Annotated in this window: 18 protein-coding genes; 6 read left to right on the plus strand and 12 right to left on the minus strand. The window is 62.2% G+C overall.

Annotated elements, in window-relative coordinates:
* Positions 1–23 precede the first annotated feature (23 nt).
* The 3 genes from V3B46_RS02220 (at position 24) to V3B46_RS02230 (ending at position 1,561) form a co-directional block, all read left to right on the plus strand.
* The gene (locus V3B46_RS02220; protein WP_329891021.1) at positions 24–791 is read left to right on the plus strand and encodes an NAD(P)H-dependent oxidoreductase; all 768 of its coding nucleotides are present in this window, start codon (positions 24–26) and stop codon (positions 789–791) included.
* Between the two features lie 67 nt (positions 792–858).
* Positions 859–1,296 carry an acetyltransferase gene (locus tag V3B46_RS02225; RefSeq protein ID WP_329891022.1) on the plus strand — a complete coding sequence of 146 codons (438 nt, stop codon included), beginning with the start codon at positions 859–861 and terminating at the stop codon, positions 1,294–1,296.
* Positions 1,297–1,354: 58 nt separating this feature from the next.
* Positions 1,355–1,561, plus strand: a complete 207-nt coding sequence (locus tag V3B46_RS02230; protein ID WP_071227606.1) for a hypothetical protein — start codon at positions 1,355–1,357, stop codon at positions 1,559–1,561.
* Positions 1,562–1,583: 22 nt separating this feature from the next.
* On the opposite strand, the gene V3B46_RS02235 is transcribed toward V3B46_RS02230, so the two are convergent.
* The gene (locus V3B46_RS02235; RefSeq protein ID WP_489686281.1) at positions 1,584–2,090 is read right to left on the minus strand and encodes a GNAT family N-acetyltransferase; all 507 of its coding nucleotides are present in this window, start codon (positions 2,088–2,090) and stop codon (positions 1,584–1,586) included.
* 242 nt (positions 2,091–2,332) lie between these two features.
* On the opposite strand from V3B46_RS02235, the gene V3B46_RS02240 reads away from it, so the two are divergent.
* Genes V3B46_RS02240 through V3B46_RS02250 form a run of 3 tightly spaced genes read left to right on the plus strand, consistent with a single transcriptional unit; the run spans position 2,333 to position 5,026 of the window.
* A complete protein-coding gene (locus V3B46_RS02240) occupies positions 2,333–3,004 on the plus strand; it encodes a hypothetical protein (protein WP_329891024.1) in 672 nt (223 codons plus the stop codon).
* A gap of 43 nt (positions 3,005–3,047) precedes the next feature.
* Positions 3,048–3,701 (plus strand): hypothetical protein, encoded by a 654-nt coding sequence (locus V3B46_RS02245; RefSeq protein WP_032129517.1) that lies wholly within the window; start codon positions 3,048–3,050, stop codon positions 3,699–3,701.
* Positions 3,698–5,026 (plus strand): XVIPCD domain-containing protein, encoded by a 1,329-nt coding sequence (locus tag V3B46_RS02250; RefSeq protein ID WP_329891025.1) that lies wholly within the window; start codon positions 3,698–3,700, stop codon positions 5,024–5,026. Before V3B46_RS02245 ends, V3B46_RS02250 begins: the two co-directional genes overlap by 4 nt.
* A gap of 54 nt (positions 5,027–5,080) precedes the next feature.
* On the opposite strand, the gene V3B46_RS02255 is transcribed toward V3B46_RS02250, so the two are convergent.
* The 11 genes from V3B46_RS02255 to V3B46_RS21700 form a co-directional block, all read right to left on the minus strand.
* A complete protein-coding gene (locus tag V3B46_RS02255) occupies positions 5,081–6,346 on the minus strand; it encodes a hypothetical protein (RefSeq protein ID WP_489686282.1) in 1,266 nt (421 codons plus the stop codon).
* A gap of 97 nt (positions 6,347–6,443) precedes the next feature.
* Positions 6,444–7,448: an XVIPCD domain-containing protein gene (locus V3B46_RS02260; protein ID WP_329891027.1), complete on the minus strand. Its 1,005-nt coding sequence runs from the start codon at positions 7,446–7,448 to the stop codon at positions 6,444–6,446.
* 57 nt (positions 7,449–7,505) lie between these two features.
* Positions 7,506–8,042, minus strand: coding sequence for a hypothetical protein (locus V3B46_RS02265; RefSeq protein WP_010484878.1), 537 nt, complete (start codon positions 8,040–8,042; stop codon positions 7,506–7,508).
* A 733-nt stretch (positions 8,043–8,775) separates the two neighbouring features.
* Entirely contained in the window at positions 8,776–9,324 is a 549-nt protein-coding gene (locus V3B46_RS02270; RefSeq protein WP_329891028.1) for a DUF4189 domain-containing protein, read from the minus strand.
* Positions 9,325–9,670: 346 nt separating this feature from the next.
* The gene (locus V3B46_RS02275) at positions 9,671–10,213 is read right to left on the minus strand and encodes a DUF4189 domain-containing protein (RefSeq protein WP_125893923.1); all 543 of its coding nucleotides are present in this window, start codon (positions 10,211–10,213) and stop codon (positions 9,671–9,673) included.
* 39 nt (positions 10,214–10,252) lie between these two features.
* The gene (locus tag V3B46_RS02280; protein ID WP_154263910.1) at positions 10,253–11,401 is read right to left on the minus strand and encodes a TrbL/VirB6 family protein; all 1,149 of its coding nucleotides are present in this window, start codon (positions 11,399–11,401) and stop codon (positions 10,253–10,255) included.
* Positions 11,402–11,462: 61 nt separating this feature from the next.
* Positions 11,463–12,314, minus strand: coding sequence for a hypothetical protein (locus tag V3B46_RS02285; protein WP_010484866.1), 852 nt, complete (start codon positions 12,312–12,314; stop codon positions 11,463–11,465).
* Complete coding sequence (locus tag V3B46_RS02290; protein WP_329891029.1) at positions 12,311–14,758, minus strand: VirB4 family type IV secretion/conjugal transfer ATPase; 2,448 nt, start codon at positions 14,756–14,758, stop codon at positions 12,311–12,313. The genes V3B46_RS02285 and V3B46_RS02290 overlap by 4 nt, the downstream gene beginning before the upstream one ends.
* Positions 14,759–14,839: 81 nt before the next feature.
* Positions 14,840–15,148, minus strand: coding sequence for a VirB3 family type IV secretion system protein (locus V3B46_RS02295; RefSeq protein ID WP_010484859.1), 309 nt, complete (start codon positions 15,146–15,148; stop codon positions 14,840–14,842).
* Positions 15,141–15,551, minus strand: coding sequence for a TrbC/VirB2 family protein (locus V3B46_RS02300; protein WP_010484857.1), 411 nt, complete (start codon positions 15,549–15,551; stop codon positions 15,141–15,143). Before V3B46_RS02300 ends, V3B46_RS02295 begins: the two co-directional genes overlap by 8 nt.
* A gap of 73 nt (positions 15,552–15,624) precedes the next feature.
* On the minus strand, positions 15,625–16,608 hold the full coding sequence (locus tag V3B46_RS21700) for a lytic transglycosylase domain-containing protein (protein ID WP_010484855.1): 984 nt from the start codon (positions 16,606–16,608) through the stop codon (positions 15,625–15,627).

Here is a 16,608-nt window from a genome sequence, read left to right on the forward strand (position 1 = left end):
ACACTCCACGAATACCTCGCCCCATGCGCGCCCTGATCCTGCTGGCCCACCCCGAACCCCGCTCCTTCAATGCCCACCTGGCCATGCAGGCGGCCGAGCAGCTGCGGCACGACCATCTGCAGGTGGACATGGTCGACCTGTATGTAGAAGGCTTCGATCCGCTGGAAGCGGCCTGGCACCATCCACGGCGCCTGCAGCCCGAGCGCTTCGATGCCCAGCGCGAACAACGCTACAGCGCCGAACACGACCAGTTGCCCGCCGATGTGCAGCGTCACCTGCAACTGCTGCGGGCCGCGGACCTGGTGATCCTGCAGTTCCCACTGTGGTGGTTTGCGGCGCCGGCCATCCTCAAGGGCTGGCTGGACCGCGTGCTGGTCTACGGGCCGATGTACAACAGCCGGCAACGCCACGAGCGCGGCGTGATGCAGGGCAAGCGTGCGCTGCTGAGCGTCACCACCGGCTCTTCGACGCGGGCATGCGCGGTTGATGGCCGCGAGGGTCACACCCGGCTGTTGTTGTGGCCGTTGATGTACAGCCTGCGCTACGTCGGCTTCGAGGTGATGGAGCCGCATATGGTGCACGGCGTGCGTTCAGGGCTTGCAGCGGAACGCGTTCAGGCCCACGACGGAGCATTGGTTGCAGCCACCCTTTCCTACCGCGAGCGACTGTCGCGATGGCGGCAATGGCCGACCGTGCCCTTCAACAACAGCGAGGACTTCGAGGATGGCGTGGTGCTGCGCGTGGAAGCGACTGCCTACAGTCCCTTCATCCGCCATCGCGATGCCGGATGAATCCGTACCTGCAGGCACAACCGGAAAGCTTCATACTTCGCATTCCTGCAAGCACCTTGGTGAACATATGACCACCCTCCGTCCCTCTCGCGCTGACGATGGCGCCGCCCTTGTCGACCTCTGGCGCCGCGCCGTCGACGCCACCCACGACTTCCTCAGTACCGAAGACCGCCAGGCCATCGATGCCGAAGTGGCCGCTTTCCTGCCGCAGGCGCCGATGACCGTCGCCGTCGATGCACAGGACCAGCCGCAGGGATTCATGTTGATCGACGGCACCCACATGGAAGCGCTGTTCATCGATCCGGACGTGCGCGGGACCGGTATCGGCCGTCAACTGCTGCAGCACGCACTGGCCCTGCACCCGCAGCTGAGCACCGACGTCAACGCACAGAATGCGCAGGCCGTAGGCTTCTACCTGCGCATGGGCTTTGTCGAAACCGGTCGTTCGTCACTGGATTCGCAGGGCCGCCCGTATCCGCTGATCCACCTTCGGTATAAGGCCTGACATCCGCCGGGAGCAGCTGCGTGTTAGCGTGGCTGCTTTCGATCAAGGAATGCCGTACATGGATGGTGCAAAAGCCCTGTTGACCCTGTTTGCGCTGGGCATCAGCCTGGTCTGGATCCTGGTGCCCTTCGCCATCTTCGCCGTGCGCAACCTGCTGCGTGAGGTACTGATCGAGCAGCGCCGTACCAATGAACTTCTCGAGCATATCGGCGGCTACCGCATTCCGAAGCCGCAACCCGAACCGACAGTCTGGCGCGCGCCCTGAACGGGCACACGCACGCCGTGGCTCAGGCTGTCGCTTCGAAGGCCGGTGAGTACTGCACCTCGCCCTGAGCCAGCGGAGGCTGCAGGCAAAGTGCCTGGAAGTACTCCGGTGGCACACCCGGCAGCACCAGGCCCGGCTCGGCACGGAAGCCGAAACGACCGTAATAGGCCGGCTCGCCCAGCAATACACAGCCATGTGCACCCTGCTGACGCAGTGCTTCAAGTGCGGCGTGCATCAGGGCCGCACCGATGCCCTGCCCCTGCCACGCGGGCAATACCGAGATCGGGCCCAGACCAAACCAACCCGTGCTGCCATCGCTGATGGTCACCGGCGACAGGGCAATGTTGCCGACCACCTGGCCCTGAGTTTCGGCGACCAGCGAAATGCTCAACTCCCCGCGGGCGCGCAGGGCATCGACGATGAACTGCTCGGTGTGGCTGCTGTGCGGGGCTTCGCGGAAGGCGGCCTCGGTGAGTGCATGGATGGCGGCGTGGTCGGCCGTGGTTTCGGTGCGGATCATGCAGTTCAAGAGAACGCCTTTGATAATGTGATGAATGCGTGAATTATTGATTTGCGTCGCAGATTCAACCGCGAACAGCCCCGCCAGCAAGGCCAACGCGACGCCCGAATCCCCTGTGCTGCAATCGATTCGCCGGAATACACCGCATCGGGCGCGTCAAAAAGCCGCCGCGGCGGTGGCGCAGCGTTCCTGACACGCTCCATAATCGAGAAACCTGTCACCCAGGAAGGATATATGGACATGGACGCACGATGCAGGATCAGGCCATGGGAGTAGCGCTCCCTGAAAGGAAAAGGCAGCCGCTGCTGGCGTTGCTCGCCCTTATCCCACTGGCCGCATGCTCGCCCTATGCTGATGCCGAGCGCGACGTCGCCGCTGGTGGACGCGGCTTGGCCAAACTCAACCCTGCACCGAAGCAGGGCTACGAGCTGGTGCTGACACTGAAAGATGCCCCCGGTCCCTTCGCGGTGGTCGAGGGCGTTGCCCAGTACGACGCACGCAACTACGCAGCATGTGGGCGGATCGTACCTGCAACGGGCACTGCGGGCCGCATCACCAGTCAGGAACCTATCGCACTGCGCCAGGTCGACAAGAACGAATACCGCGGTACGTTCTACCTCGACCGCATGCAGGACGAGGATTACTACGGGCGTGGCGTCTGCCATTGGACGCTGACGGGTGTCGGTGCGATGTTGCGCGCGACTGGCGACACCGCAAGTACCCGCTTTCTGACGTTTCTTAAAAAAGATCGCGTAGACGCAGGTTCGCCGTTGACTCTCCACTATCCGAAGGATGCCTATCCTCGCGCCGAGCTCGCTGCCAACTACCCTGCAAGCGGCAAAGAGAATCCATCCGAGTACAAGGAAGAGCTGCGCGACGCGCTGTTCTCAACCACCACCACTGTGCAGAAGCTTGTGCAATGAGCTGCCAGTGTCACATTTACCTCTATCCCCAAGGAGGCCGACATTGCGCCACAAGATGATTCCGTGCCTTGCTCTGCTTCTATTGACCGCCTGCAATCCGGAGACCGCCATGAACCAGGAACGTGCCGCTGCTGAAGCCGATGTCGCCCAGGGTGGGCGTGGCCTCGCCAAACTCAACCCCAGCCCGCGCAAGGCCTATGAACTGGTGCTGCGCCTGAAGGATGCTCCCGGTGATTTCGCGGTTGTTGAAGGTGTCGCGCAGTACGACGTGACCAACGAAGACCAGTGCGGGCACATCGAACCGGCCACCGGTACCGCCGCACGCATCACCAGCCAGGAGCCGGTGGAGCTGCGCAAGGTCGCCGACGGCGAGTACCGCGGCACCGTGTACCTCGACCGGATGCTGGATGAGGACTACTACGGTCGTGGCGTCTGCAAGTGGGAATTCAGCGGCGCCGGCGCGATGCTGAAAGCCACCGGCGCCGAGGGTGAAACGCGCTTCCTGTCGTTCATTGAGGCAGCGCCGTTCGTCAAAGGCGAGACCGAAACTCGCCACTATCCTCGTGCAGACTATCCGCGCGTGAACGAGATTCCTGACTACGGCGCAAGCGGACAGGAAGATCCCACCAAATTCCGCCCTGAACTTCAGAATGCACTGTTCTCTGCTTCACTTGAAGCCAATGAGGTCCGCCAATGAGGCTCAGCAGCCAAGACTACGCGGGCATTTCCGACGACGTGTACAAGGACCGTGCGGTCGGTCGACGTGCTCCTGGCAAGGAAGAGCTCGTAGCGATCAACGGGCATGAGTACAAGATCCTCGAGCATGTCGATAATCGACTGAACGGCTATCAGGGAACGATCTACCAGCGAGTCGACACCCATGAAATTGTCGTCGCACATCGCGGCACCGAACAGATCGCACGCGATGCAATTCTGACCGATGGTGGCATGGTCGTTGCCCGCACCAACGTGCAGGCTCCGGACGCCATCGCGCTGACCCAACGCGCCCTCGCCTACGCCAAGAAGGAAGGGCAGGATCTCGGACAACGTCCGCCCGAAGTTACCGTCACAGGCCACTCCCTCGGCGGCGCCCTGGCCCAGATCACCTCGCACCATTTCAACGTCAAGGGCGAGACCTTCAATGCCTACGGCGCGGTCAGCCTCAGCTATCGCATTCCGGAAGGCGGCAACACCATGATCAACCACGTCATGGCCTCCGATCCGGTCAGCGCCGCGTCACCGCATTTCGGCCAGGTGCGCATCTATGCCAAGCCCGACGAGATCAAGACGCTCGCGGCAAGCGGCTTCAGCAATCACGCCCTGCGTGATCTGATTCCGGATCGCCCGATCATCGCGGCCACCAGCTCGTTCGGTGCGCACAAGCTGGGCAACTTCCTCAACGAAGGCTCGGTGCTGAAGCACCCGGAAACGCAGAAGCTGGCGAAAGACAACGCCAAGATGATCGAGGAGTATCGCGACGACGTCGAGTCACTGCGTCGCGGCGTCACCCGCGCTGCACGCGGCATCCCGGGCGGCGCCATCGATCTGTACGACCACATCCGCGGCCCGCTGCAGCCCGGTGAACCGGCACGCCGCGAAGCCGAGAAGAACGGCCATCACACCAGCATGCTGCGCATGGACGATGCCAACCACCTGGGCAACCCGCTGTTCAACGACGCGATCCGTGGCGTGCATGCGCAGGACGTTCGCGTCGGCCGCGTGCCGGATGTGATGAGTACGCAGTTGGCGGGCAGCCTGGCGGCGGAGATGCACGCTGCAGGCGGCAAGCGCATCGACGAGGTGGTGATGAATGCCGATGCTTCGCGCAGCTTTGCGGTGCAGGGCCAGGGCGGCGATCCCGCTCACCTTCGCGTGTCGGTGGATACGGCCGTGGCGATGAACACCCCGCTGGAGCAGAGCAGCCAGCGGATTGATCAGCAAGCCGCGGGACAGCGCCTGGCACAGGACCGCGATCAGCAACTGGAACAACAGCAGAACCAGACCCGCAGCATGCAGGCCTGATGAACAGCGCGGGAGCCGTTCAATCCGGCTCCCGCGTCACTTCGGCCCTCTGCGTCAGGGGCTGGAGGCCGCGACCGGCGCCGACGCACCGGCGGTCACGAACAGATCCGGCCCGGAATCCGGGAAGCCACCACAGGCGCGATCGCCCGGCGCTACCGGGTCACAGGGCCACTGCGCCCGCGCGACCTTCTCACGCAGCTCGAAGCGATCCCCAGTCCAGACCACGAAGGCGAGGTGCTCGCGGTTCCAGTCACTGTAGGCACGCGGACCGCCCTTCTGCACCGTCTCCGGGTACTGCACGAACCAACGCATGGCCGGGCCGTACTGCAGCTTGCTGTGGTCCAGGCTGATCCGTCCCTCGCGCGACAGCTGCCGTGCACGATCAGCCTCCGTCACCTGGGGCATGGCCGGCATGGCGTCGGCGGTCACATCCCTCGGCGCGGCGTCCCCGCGAACCTGATACACACGCTGGCCAACATAAGCCTCGCGACAGTCACCCGCTGGCACACGTACCGGCTCCGCGCCGTACTCGCGGTTGGCGACCTGGTCGCTGCAGGTGAACGGCGCTGACACCAGATAGAACGTGCTGTCGGCGTCGCGCCCTTCCAGCGAACGCACCCAGATGTCGCCCATCCGCGCGATGAAGTCCGGGCGCTGGCCGTAGCCCGGCACCGCCTTGAACCAAACCTTCTGTTGCACCTCACGCTCGCGCCAGTTGCGCGGCAGGTGGATGTCCTGCTGGGGCAGCGCGACCAGCAGCGCGGCCAGATGCGCCGGCATCGTGCCCTGGCAGGCGCCGATCAGCAGCTCGCCCTGGGCCGCCAGCCGCCCAGCCAGATCCACCGGACAACGGGCACCGAGCGCACGCTCGGTCGCCTGCTCGGGCGGCAACGGCACGATGACCAAGGCGGGTGGCGCGGGAGCTACCACCGGGACGGCTGGCTCGACGACGGCAGGCGGTGCAGCGACAGGCGCCGCCGCCGCGGGTGCAACCGGCACAGGCGTCGGGTCTGCAGCCGCCGCCGGCTGCGCGTCCACCACAGGTGTCGCCGGGGGTGTCACGGCAGCCGGTACTACGGGAGCCGGCGCCACGGCAACGGCTTCGGCCGCCGTGGGCGCTGCAACAGGTGCCATCCCTGCAGGCGCTTCAACGGCCGCCTCGGCAGCGGGGGGCGTCTCCACGAGGGGTGCTGCGGCCTCCTGAGCCTGTGCCGACGCTGCGGCGAGTCCAAGTGACAGCAGCCAGAGCGGCGGCAGGCGGCGCACGGATGCACTGCAGTGGGCGGCGGCGTGCCGGGCATTCGGGGGAACGATTCGCATGTGGTGTCCTTACGAGTGGGTTTCCATGTCGGCGCCACAGGGCGCCACGCGTCGTACGTAAAGCGCCTGCGGGCACCCTGCCCGCAGGCATCAGGTGCTACAGGGATCGAGAACGCTGCTCCTGCTCGCGGGCAAGCGCAGCCGCCGGGTCCTGCTGGGCGACGCTGGTAGCCAACTGCTGGCTGCTCTGCGCCAGTGGCTGCTGCGCCGCCTGTTCGCGATCGACCGATGCGCGCAGCATGGCCGGATCGCCCAGCCCACCCTGTACCGCAAACAGCGTGCGACCGTCATTGCCGGCCAGGAGATGATCGATGCGCGACAGGCCGGCTTTATGCGCCCCCAGCGCCAATGCGCCAGCGGTATTGTCGAGCTCTTGTATGCTGCGCAGTCCACTCTGTGCTCCCATCTGCTGCAGGCGTCGGCGTGCATCCTCGAACAACGTGTTGCCGGGCTCACCGGTCTGCGACATGTCTCGGGCAACACTCTGCGCCGGCGCACCGACCTCACCCCGCTCCAGCCGCGCCATCACGTCCGGCGTCAGCTTCTGCTGCCAGACCTCGAAGCGTTGCCGGCGCGCCTCGATGCCATTGAGGGCGCCATTGAGCGCATGCGTTGCCTCGCGCACATCCTCGCGCGCCGCCTCCGGTACTCGCGTCTGCCACTGCCACACCGCAATACGGCCTGCGTGCTCGGGCTGCGCGGCCAGTTCCGGCTGATTCACCAGATCCAGATCCAGCGCTTTGCCGGCACGCTCGTAATTCTCCTTGCCGACCAACGGCAGATAGCCGCGGCCGTGGTACTTCAATGCGTCGCCGGGCACATCATTGCCCATGCGTCCGCCGTACATCAGCTCAGCCAGGTTTTCCGGGCGGCCACGCAGCGCTTCCTGGCGGGCGCTCTCCAACGCAGCGTTGCCATTGCGCCACGCAGCTTCCACCGGGATCTGCGAGATTCCCCGGGTGAAGTTGAAACTTTCATTGAGCCGGCTCAAGCCGCGCGACTCGTGCCCTGCCTGGGCCATGAAATTGGCCAGTTCAAGCGGGGAGTCGATGCCGGCTTTGGTCGCCTGCCGCAACAGCTGCGACTCTCTATCGGTCGACACAGTGCAACTCCTGAATCTTCATCAGCGCGGATTCCCTTCCGCCGGTTGGAGCTTGGCTCATGGAAGCGACACCTCCGCGACACTGGACGGGTCGAAGTCCTCGAACCGCACCCTGCCCAGCTCCGCCACCGAATAATCCCGGATGTTGGTCGCTTCGGTCTCGATATCCACGACCTTGCGTCTCACCCCGTCCACCCAGCAGGCCTTGTCCGCGGGCGCATAGCGGAACCGGTAGGTGCTGCTCCAGCGCTCGCGGCTACCGCCGTTGGTGATCACGCTGAAGGTGCCCTCCTCGACCATTGCATACGCAAAAGGGTCGCCGGCCAAGCCACCTCGGGTGGAACACGGCACCAGCTTGTCGTTGCGCGCGGCCAGCTGCCAGCGCCCGCGCCCGTCACCGCGTAGCAACAGCAGCACCCGGTTCGGTCCGTGTTGGCCGGGCACCAGCCCTTCCGGCGTCGGCTGGTCGATGACCAGCAGCTGATACTCGATGCCATCGCCGTTGAGCTCGCCCCTGACGGCTTCCAGCAGGTTCGCACCGGACGGAACAAATGCCAGGGCATCGTCCATGTGTGCGCCAACCCTGTCTTCCATCCCCTCCCACTCCTTCAATATCGTCCCGCCGATGCTCGCGTCGTAGGCGGGCATAGTGGCGTTGCCCAGTCGCGCCAGTCACCCTGCAGATGCGGATGATAGCTCCGGGAGCACCATGGCAGCGTCGGTGGCATGCGTCACCCGTTGAGCGGAGGGACAGGGTCCTCATGGACGGGAAAGCTCCTGCAATCGGTAGCGCCGAAGCGTCATTTTTCCGGCGCCAGGAGAGCTTAGCGCGAGGAGGTCGCTTGCGTCGAAGATCGAAAGCTTGAAATGGCGCTACCAGTCACAGAATCGGGGACCGCATCCACGAAGCAAGACGGGCGCAGGCGGCGCAACACCCCCAAATCGCCTGTAGCTTCACATGCAGTTGTTGAATGCCAGAGGACAGGCTTTCGCATCGGCGTCGATACATTCTCCCACTGCCTTTTCCTCCGCCTCGGGCAGCGTCCGGCCGCGTACGCCTGATATCCCTTGAAAAGTGGAATAGCACACGCGACGTAGACGGATCTGCATTGTGCTTCCGCCGCAGCTCTGCAGTCCCGCAAGGCAGTCCAAGTTGCCCAGCTTACCGTACTAGCATTAACGCATTTCGTCCCAGTGAACATCAGCGCAGTAGAAGAGACTGCTGAGACACATTCAGCCGGAAGTAGGCGCACAGCATTTTAAGCCGTGACTCTCCAACGACAACATTCTTCGAGACTATACCAGCGTGCCCACCGGCACATTTACATCAAAACTCTTCAAAAATAGGCTTGGTGCAGTTTTCATACAGCACCGCGCACTTCCCGCTCACATCATTCTTGCACTTGGAGTGCGCCATTATCAGCGCCATTTCCGGCGTAGCACCACGCCCCAGCGCCGACATTCCACGACCCGTCTTCCCACTTGGAATGACCCAAGCCACACACTGATTTCGATACGCCAAACTGACGGAGCAATCGGCGGCACCAGTTGAACTGCACTTCCGCAACGCCTCTTGCTCTGCCGCTAGCTGTGACCGAAGGCCAGTCGATGCTCCTGCGTCCTGAGTAGACCGGGACTCGGCGATTGCCCCCCAAGTCTTTATCCACCGCCCCGTCGGAGAGTTTGCGGGCAATTCGGAAATCCCGCCACTCGATGTGCTACTCGGTGCGCCACTTGGAATGGGGGCACAACCTCGGGCGCCCTGACCTCCAATCGGGTAGTACCCTGGCGGACAATTGCCTTCAGCAAAGGATTGATACGCCACGCCCAAGATCAAAGAACAGGCGAGAATCGCTTGCGATACAAGAATTTTCATCGCCCGCCACCTCCACCTTTATCGTGCATATCGAACTCGCTATGCAACGCTGCCATTCGCATTTCCTCCAACCCCAGACGATGGTGGCGGAGAGTCAAGGCACCCTGCAATCTCGGAGTGACTGCAGAACCTACACCCATCGGTTGAGATTCGTGAGTCGCCGGTGCGTTCGGCTCGTATTGCCCCCCGCCCGTCGAACCCGGCGGCTGGCCATTCGGGCCCGGCGATGCTCGGGAGGTGCGCGCTTGGCTGACCGTTTGGGGTACTCAGACAACGCATTGACTCGACCGGCGCGTGTACCTCCTGGTGTGCCATTGCTCTGATATTCCTTGCCGCATGCCCTTGATCAGAATTCATCAAACAAAGGCTTGGTACAGTTCGAATAGAACACTTCACACCGTCCTGCGCGATCATTGCGGCACATTGCTTCCGAAGCGACAAGCGCCAACTCGGGGGTAGCCCCTGTCCCAAGTCCCGCACGTCCAGTACCGGATCGTCCGCTTGGAATGACCCAGGAAATACACTGGTTGAAATAGCTCATGCTGACCGTGCAGTCCCGGGCACCTGACGCTCCACACTTTGAAACTGCTTCGCGCTCGGCCTCATTCTTGGATCGCAACCCCGTTGAAACCCCTGCATCCTGAGTACTTTTCGACTCCGCAATTGCCCCCCAGGTCTTGGTCCATTTGCCAGTCGGAGTTGCGAGACGGATCTCAGAGGAGCCAGTGCTTCCAGTGGCACCTCCCGGAATCGGCGCACATCCGCGCGCGCCCTGCCCGCCAATAGGGTAATACCCGGGCGGGCAGTTTCCTTCTGCCCACGCACGATCAACACCACCCAATAGCAGCAGGCACGAGGCGAGCAACACCCAATGTGCAATCAACTTCATAGGGAACGTACCTCCACCGTCTCCAGCCAAGCGATCAAACTAGGCAATTCCTGAATTGGCGTTCCCTCTGAGGCCAGAAGACGGATGCTGAGGCTCATGTCCACCTTGCAATCTTGGCATTACCGCTTGTCCTCCACCTAACTGAGATCCCGCAGCTGAGGACGGTGCCTCTGGCCTGTAACTCTGACCACCGCCCGTCGAACCCGGCGGCTGACCATTCGGGCCCGGCGATGCCGGTACTGCACTACCGCCTATCTGCGAATATGCCATGAAGCTGCCCAATGTTCCCTGGAAGAACATCGCCGCCATTGGGGGCGCAGTCAGAATCAGCGTGGTCAGGATCAGGCCCATGCCGCCCTGCTGCAGCGCCATGCTCGACATACCTTCACTGAAATTCTGACCCATCAGCGTGCCCGTCAACGTGCTTCCCCAGAAGGCGAACGCAACCTTGGACACCATCTTCATCGCGATGCCGGTCATCGCTGCCAGAACCGCCATGGAGAACATCGTGCCTATGCCGTAGAGCAGCCACTTCTGGAACAGCTGCTTGGTCTGGTCAAACAGCAAGCACAGGATGAATAATGGCCCCAGGCCGATGAACAATGCCAGCGCGACCTCATACAGCAAAAGCATTGAGCCAGCCGTGACTGCCGGACCACCCGTGCCCATGCCAATGAACCACATGGCACGGGTCTTGGCGTTGTCCAGCGTCACGTCGCTCATCACGTCCAGCGCGTCAACGCTGGATAGCGCCAGCTGCATGTAGCCCAGGTTCTCATCGATCAGATCCTCCGGCGAGTCCTTCTTCCCGGTCACGACGTAAGTAATCTCGTTCTTCACGTCATTGATGAGAAAGCCATGCATCTCGCGACCGAACATACCCATGGTCGTGGCAACCGACACGATCAGCGCAGCCTTGGCCATGTTGGTCACGAGCACCATCATCGAATCGCGGCTGCGACCGGTGGCGATCCGGAAACCCTGAATCAGCACCCAGAGCGTCATGAGAGTCAGTGCAATGCCACCGACCCACGCCATCATGCGTCCAAGCAGCTTGACGCCGTACTCCGCGATTTCCTTATGCAGGTAATCGAGGATCAGCCGGAAGAACACAAAGTCACCAATTGAGGATGACGCGTGCAGATTCTGCAGCATGTGCAGGGGGCCTTGCCCCAACATGCCATCCATCAGCCCAAGATCCATAACTTCACCTAGAATGTGATTGCAGCTCGACCGGAGCAGCGTCTAATCAGTTGGAGAGCGCTGCCTTCAGTGCCGCGGCCTTCACTACGGTACCGAGAGGTGACTGACCGGTACCCTTCAATGCGCGCTGCGCAAGAATCTGCTGCATCTTGGTCAGCGCCTGAATCTGCTTGTCATACCCTTCAGTCTTCTTTTCCCAGGTCGCAAAATCCGCCTGCATATAGGCGTCAGAAACGACTGCGTTCGCGGAGGCCTCCGCCATCGCACCCTCGCCGCTCCACAGATCGCGGATATCCTTGATCCTGTCCAGCACCTTGCGCATGTCGGGCATCGTCTTCTGCACAACTTCCACGGTCTCGTTGTACTTCTGATTCTCCATGACCTGGATTGCAGCGCAGATGTTGCGCTGCTGGGCGATGATGTCCCCACCCGGGCTCAAGTCCAACGCAGTGAGAATACCGCTCAGGCTCATGATATTGCCGGCGCCGCAGCGCTCGGCGACATTCCACTCAAGCGGAACCGGCTCCAGCTTCACGCCTTGAGGCATCAGTGGCGAGGCGATGATCTGATTGAACTTCGCCAGCTTCTGCGCCCAGTTCTGAGTTGTTTCCAGAAACCGTTGCGCCTGGGTACTGTACTCGAGCAAGGCTTCCCCCTGAGCGGCAAGCGTATGGACCTCAGTCAGCGTGCTGTTGAAGGTATTCAAGCCAACCTCAACCACCGGGATGGTGTATCCCTTCACGGGGAAGCTGAGCAATGCGGCGACGGAAATCGCCATGGCGGTGGAACGGAGCCGGGAGACTGCACTCGGCGTCTTGGCAGTACGGGCAGTGGTTTCCATGTTCTTCTCCATCGAATTCAAGGGGCTTGCTGCGTTCACGTCTGTTGCGACAGTCATGCTGCAACCTCCTTACTGTTGGATGCGGGCTTTCCGGAGCCCTTGCGGTTCTTGTAGAAATCTTCCAGCCACTGTTCCGGCGTCAGCTCATCCACCGTCACACGTGCACGCACGGCGGCGGTCTGCAGGACACGATGCATGATGTCGATGTTGTCGGTCGACGCCGAGATCACCGACAGGATGTCGTCCATGCCGCGCAGGTTGAGCTGGCAGACGCTGGAGGCATGGCCCTGCTTGACCAGGAAGCAGCGCGAGCGCTCGTCCAGGGCAGTAACCACCTTGAACTCAGCCTCCGTCAGCTTCAGGCCGTCCATGTAGTCGCTCTTGCTGGCATTCGGGTTCGGCAGCAGGATCAGGGTAGCGGTCTGCTCGATCAGGGCGGCGGAGATATCGCTCTTCAGCGCATCCTCCGGGCTCTGCGTTGCGAAGATGCCGAGACCGTTCTGCTTACGGATGGTCTTCTGCTTGTTCTTCGCGAATTCCTTCAGGCCACCCTCGCCGTCCAGGATCTTCCAGAACTCGTCCATCACGTAGATGAGCGGACGGCCGTCGATCAACGACTCCAGGCGGTGCAGCAGGTAATTGATGACCGGCACGCGCACTTCTGGGTTGTCGATGATGTCGGTGTAATCGAAACCGATGATGTTGGCCTTGCTCAGGTCAACGGTATCGATCGGATTATCGAACACCCAGCCCAGCGAATTGCCCGAGGTCCAGCGCCGCAAGCGCGCGTAGAGGCCATCGTCACCCATGTTGGGCAGGCTCTTCTGGAAGTTGGTCATGCTGCGCAGATGCATCGGCGTATCTAGCATGTTTTCCACCGCGCGGTAGATATCCTCTTCTTCGCGGGCACTGTATTCGCGCTTGCCGGCCAGCACCTTGATCAGGTCGGCCAGGAACTGCACGTTGGCTTCGTTGTTCTCGCACTGGAACGGGTTGAAGCCGGTCGGCGCGCCGTTCTCCAGGGCCAGATAGTTACCTCCGCAGGCCCGCACGAAGATCTCAGCACCGCGGTCCTTGTCGAAGAAGAAGATGGTCGGCGACGGCTCGTACTTCTGCACCTGGCTGAGCAGGAAATTGATCAGCGCGGTCTTACCGGTACCGGACTTGCCGATCACCATGGTGTTGGCGATCGCCTTCTCACCCAGCGAATTTTCCGACGGGTGGGTCGCATGGAAATTGAAGTAGTACGGCTGGCCGTTGGTGGTCTGCAGCGTGGTGACGCAGTCGCCCCAGGGATTGTTGTGCTGCTTGCCGGTGGCGAAGTTGTGCAGCGGCGACAGACCCAGGAAATTCAGAGAGCTGACATTGGCCAGGCGGGTGCGGTAGCGCCAGTTACCCGGCAACTGTGAGTAGAAGGACGAGGTAACCGCCAGGTCTTCCTTGGTCGATACGAACCCGGCGTTGGACAGCTCGGCACGGGTCGAGGCGACATTCTGCGAAAGCTTGGCCTGCGTGTCGCCGTAGACGGCCATGATGAAGTGGTATTCACCCAGTACGAAGTTGCCCGACGACAACTGATCCATGGCCTGGTCGAGCTCGACGATCTGGCTGACCGCCTTGTCGCCGGAGGAGATCATCATGCCCTTGGTGCGGTCGAGCACCTTGAGCGCGTCCTGGCGCCCCATCGGGCTGAACGAATGGGTGATGACGTACTCGTAATCCAGGTATTTCAGGCCATTGAGGATGCCCGGGTAGGTCCCCTCGGCATACTCCTTGATGTTCAGGATGGCGCCGTAGTGATTGGCACCATTGGGGGTATTGATCGCGAAATCGCCGGTCTTCGCCGAGAACATGTGGCGGCTGACAGGCAGGTAATCCTTGATCGGCGCCGACAGCACCGGCACCGGCTCATCGATGCGATTGATCAGGTAACCGAACAGCTCCAGCGTTTCAGAGAACACTACGCCGTTCTTGGCTTCGTACATGCCCAGGCGATACGGCGCGTAGTCGCGGATCACGGCCTCGACGTTGCCGGCGAGTTCCATCAGCTTCTCGACCGCCTGCTCCTGCTCGGCGCGCAGCTTGTCCACGTTCGCCGATTTTTCGACGAAGCGCTTACCCGCGACCACCGGGCGGTAGATCATGGTCAGGTACAGCTCGTTCTGCATGATGCGCTGCGAGGACAGCATGCCCATGTACTGGTCTGAAACGTCCTGATTGAAGCGCTGCTTGTAGTTGCTCTTGCCCTTCAGCGTGCGGCGGCGACGGATGTCGTGCACCCAGAAAGCGACGTTGACGAAGTCCGGTGCGCGCAGGGTCTGCAGCAGGCGGTTGAACGTGTTGTGGCGATGCTCGAGCTCCCACTCCTCACGGCCGACGAACGGCAGTCCTTCCAGATGCCAGGTCATCAGGTAGTCGCCGCCCGTGGTCTTGACCACGTTCGGAGCGACATGCGACGACAACGGGATGAACTCACTGATGGAGGTGTCAGGGCTGAACATACGACTGCTTCCAAAGAGGTACTGCCAAGGAGTTTCAAGAGACCTGGCGGGCGAGAACGCCCGCCAGGCCGGATCCGGACCTCAATCCATTCGGGCCGGCTTGTTGCGGTAGTGATTGGGGTTGAACACCCACATGCCATCGTGTTCCGGCACGTTGCGCACCTTCAGCTTGAACATCAGTCGCAGGCCCAGCAGGCGGAAGATCATTTCGTCACGCTTGGCCATGTGCCGCATGATGAAAATCGCCACCGGAATGGTGAGCAGGAACCAGAAGTTCGTGTACACACTGAGCAGCAACAGCCCGCCCGCCACCATGAAAAATGGCAGATAAGGCACGCCCAGGAACATCGCTGGGCGCGTGCAGCCGCGGAACACGACGTTCTTATGCACTGTAGTACTGGATCGCGTTGTTGATCAGGTAGTAGGTCGTGCTGGTGCCAGCACCGCACTTGCCGTCGCTGCCTTCACCCAGCAGCATGCGCGCGATCTGGCCGGCGGCACCGATCAGCACGCCACCGATCAGGATCGGCGCGACGTCGCTGATGCGCTTGTGAGCAAAAGCGATCTGGTAGCCGGCGAAGATCACCGCAATGGTCACCACGGCGATCGAGGCCATGTTCAGCAGGCCGTTGATGTTGGAGAAGAAACCGCAGACCTTCTTGTCGGTGCCGCCGAAGTCGGTGTTGGTGGCGAACACCTGCGGGGCGAACAGTGCGCCAACGAAGATCGTGGCCATCAGCAGGGTCTTCAGCGTGCGCTGGGCCTGGACGAGGTCGAGATTGGATCGCTTCATGGATTGATTTCCTTGTTGATGGACTAACACAACTGAATCGACCAGCCGGGGGACTGGCCGCACCACGACTTCGTCAGAACACGAAGGCCGCATCCCCTGCGGGAATCTGCTGCACCGGTGCAGCCTGCACCGGTGCGTTGAATGAATTTTCGCCACCGGCCACAGGCTGATTGCGCTCGCTCCAGGGGCGCAGCATCACGGGCCCCTCGTTGCCGGCGCCGGCAGCGCCCGGCAACTGCTGCGGCATGGCCATTGCCTGCGCCGGACCCTGCTGAGGCAGCTGCTGCGGCATGCCACCGGCCTGTTGCTGCGGATACGTGGCCCCTTGGGTGGGCTGCGGCTGTGGCTGCATCATCCGGTCCACCGAACCCAGCACTACCTTGGACAGCGCCTGGTCGGCGATGTTCAGCAGGCTGCCCCGCGCCATCGCACCGGTGGAGGGATACACGACATACGCACGTGCCGGGTCTTCCGACGGCACGTACACCGGGCCATTGGACTGCGCAACGATGCGGGCCTGCGCCGGAGAGGCCAGCTGCGGATGATGCTCGACCTTCACGCTGCGGCGTTCACCGCGACTCACCACGTCGATCGGCGCAACACCATTGGTGGCAAGCTGCTGCCCGCGGCGCATCGAGTCGTAGACCTTCTGCACATAGCCATGGCGGAAGCCGGTCTCGAAATTTCCCGAGTAGTAGCAGCTGAACGACTTGCCCCAGTCACCACCGGAGCGCTTGTAGCACTCGGCCAGGATGCGCGAGCCCGCCTGCAGGTTCGGGCACTGCTGGAAGGCCTTCTCGTAGGAATCCAGGCCGTACTTGCCGAGGTTGTAGCGATTGACCTGGGCCAGCCCGATGGAGAAGTTGTAGCCCTTCTCTTCCAGCATCCGGACCGTCGCCAGCGCTTCATCCAGCGCCTTGGGCTGGCGCACCAGAGCGCCACCAACTACGCCGATGGCATAAGGGTTGCGTGACGATTCAACGTTGATGACGTGCTGCATCACGTCCATCGACACCGCCATCTCCGGGCACGCCATCATCTCCAGTCCTGGCAGCAT

The organism is Stenotrophomonas sp. SMYL11, assembly GCF_036320005.1.
In the GTDB taxonomy this organism is placed as follows: domain Bacteria; phylum Pseudomonadota; class Gammaproteobacteria; order Xanthomonadales; family Xanthomonadaceae; genus Stenotrophomonas; species Stenotrophomonas maltophilia_A.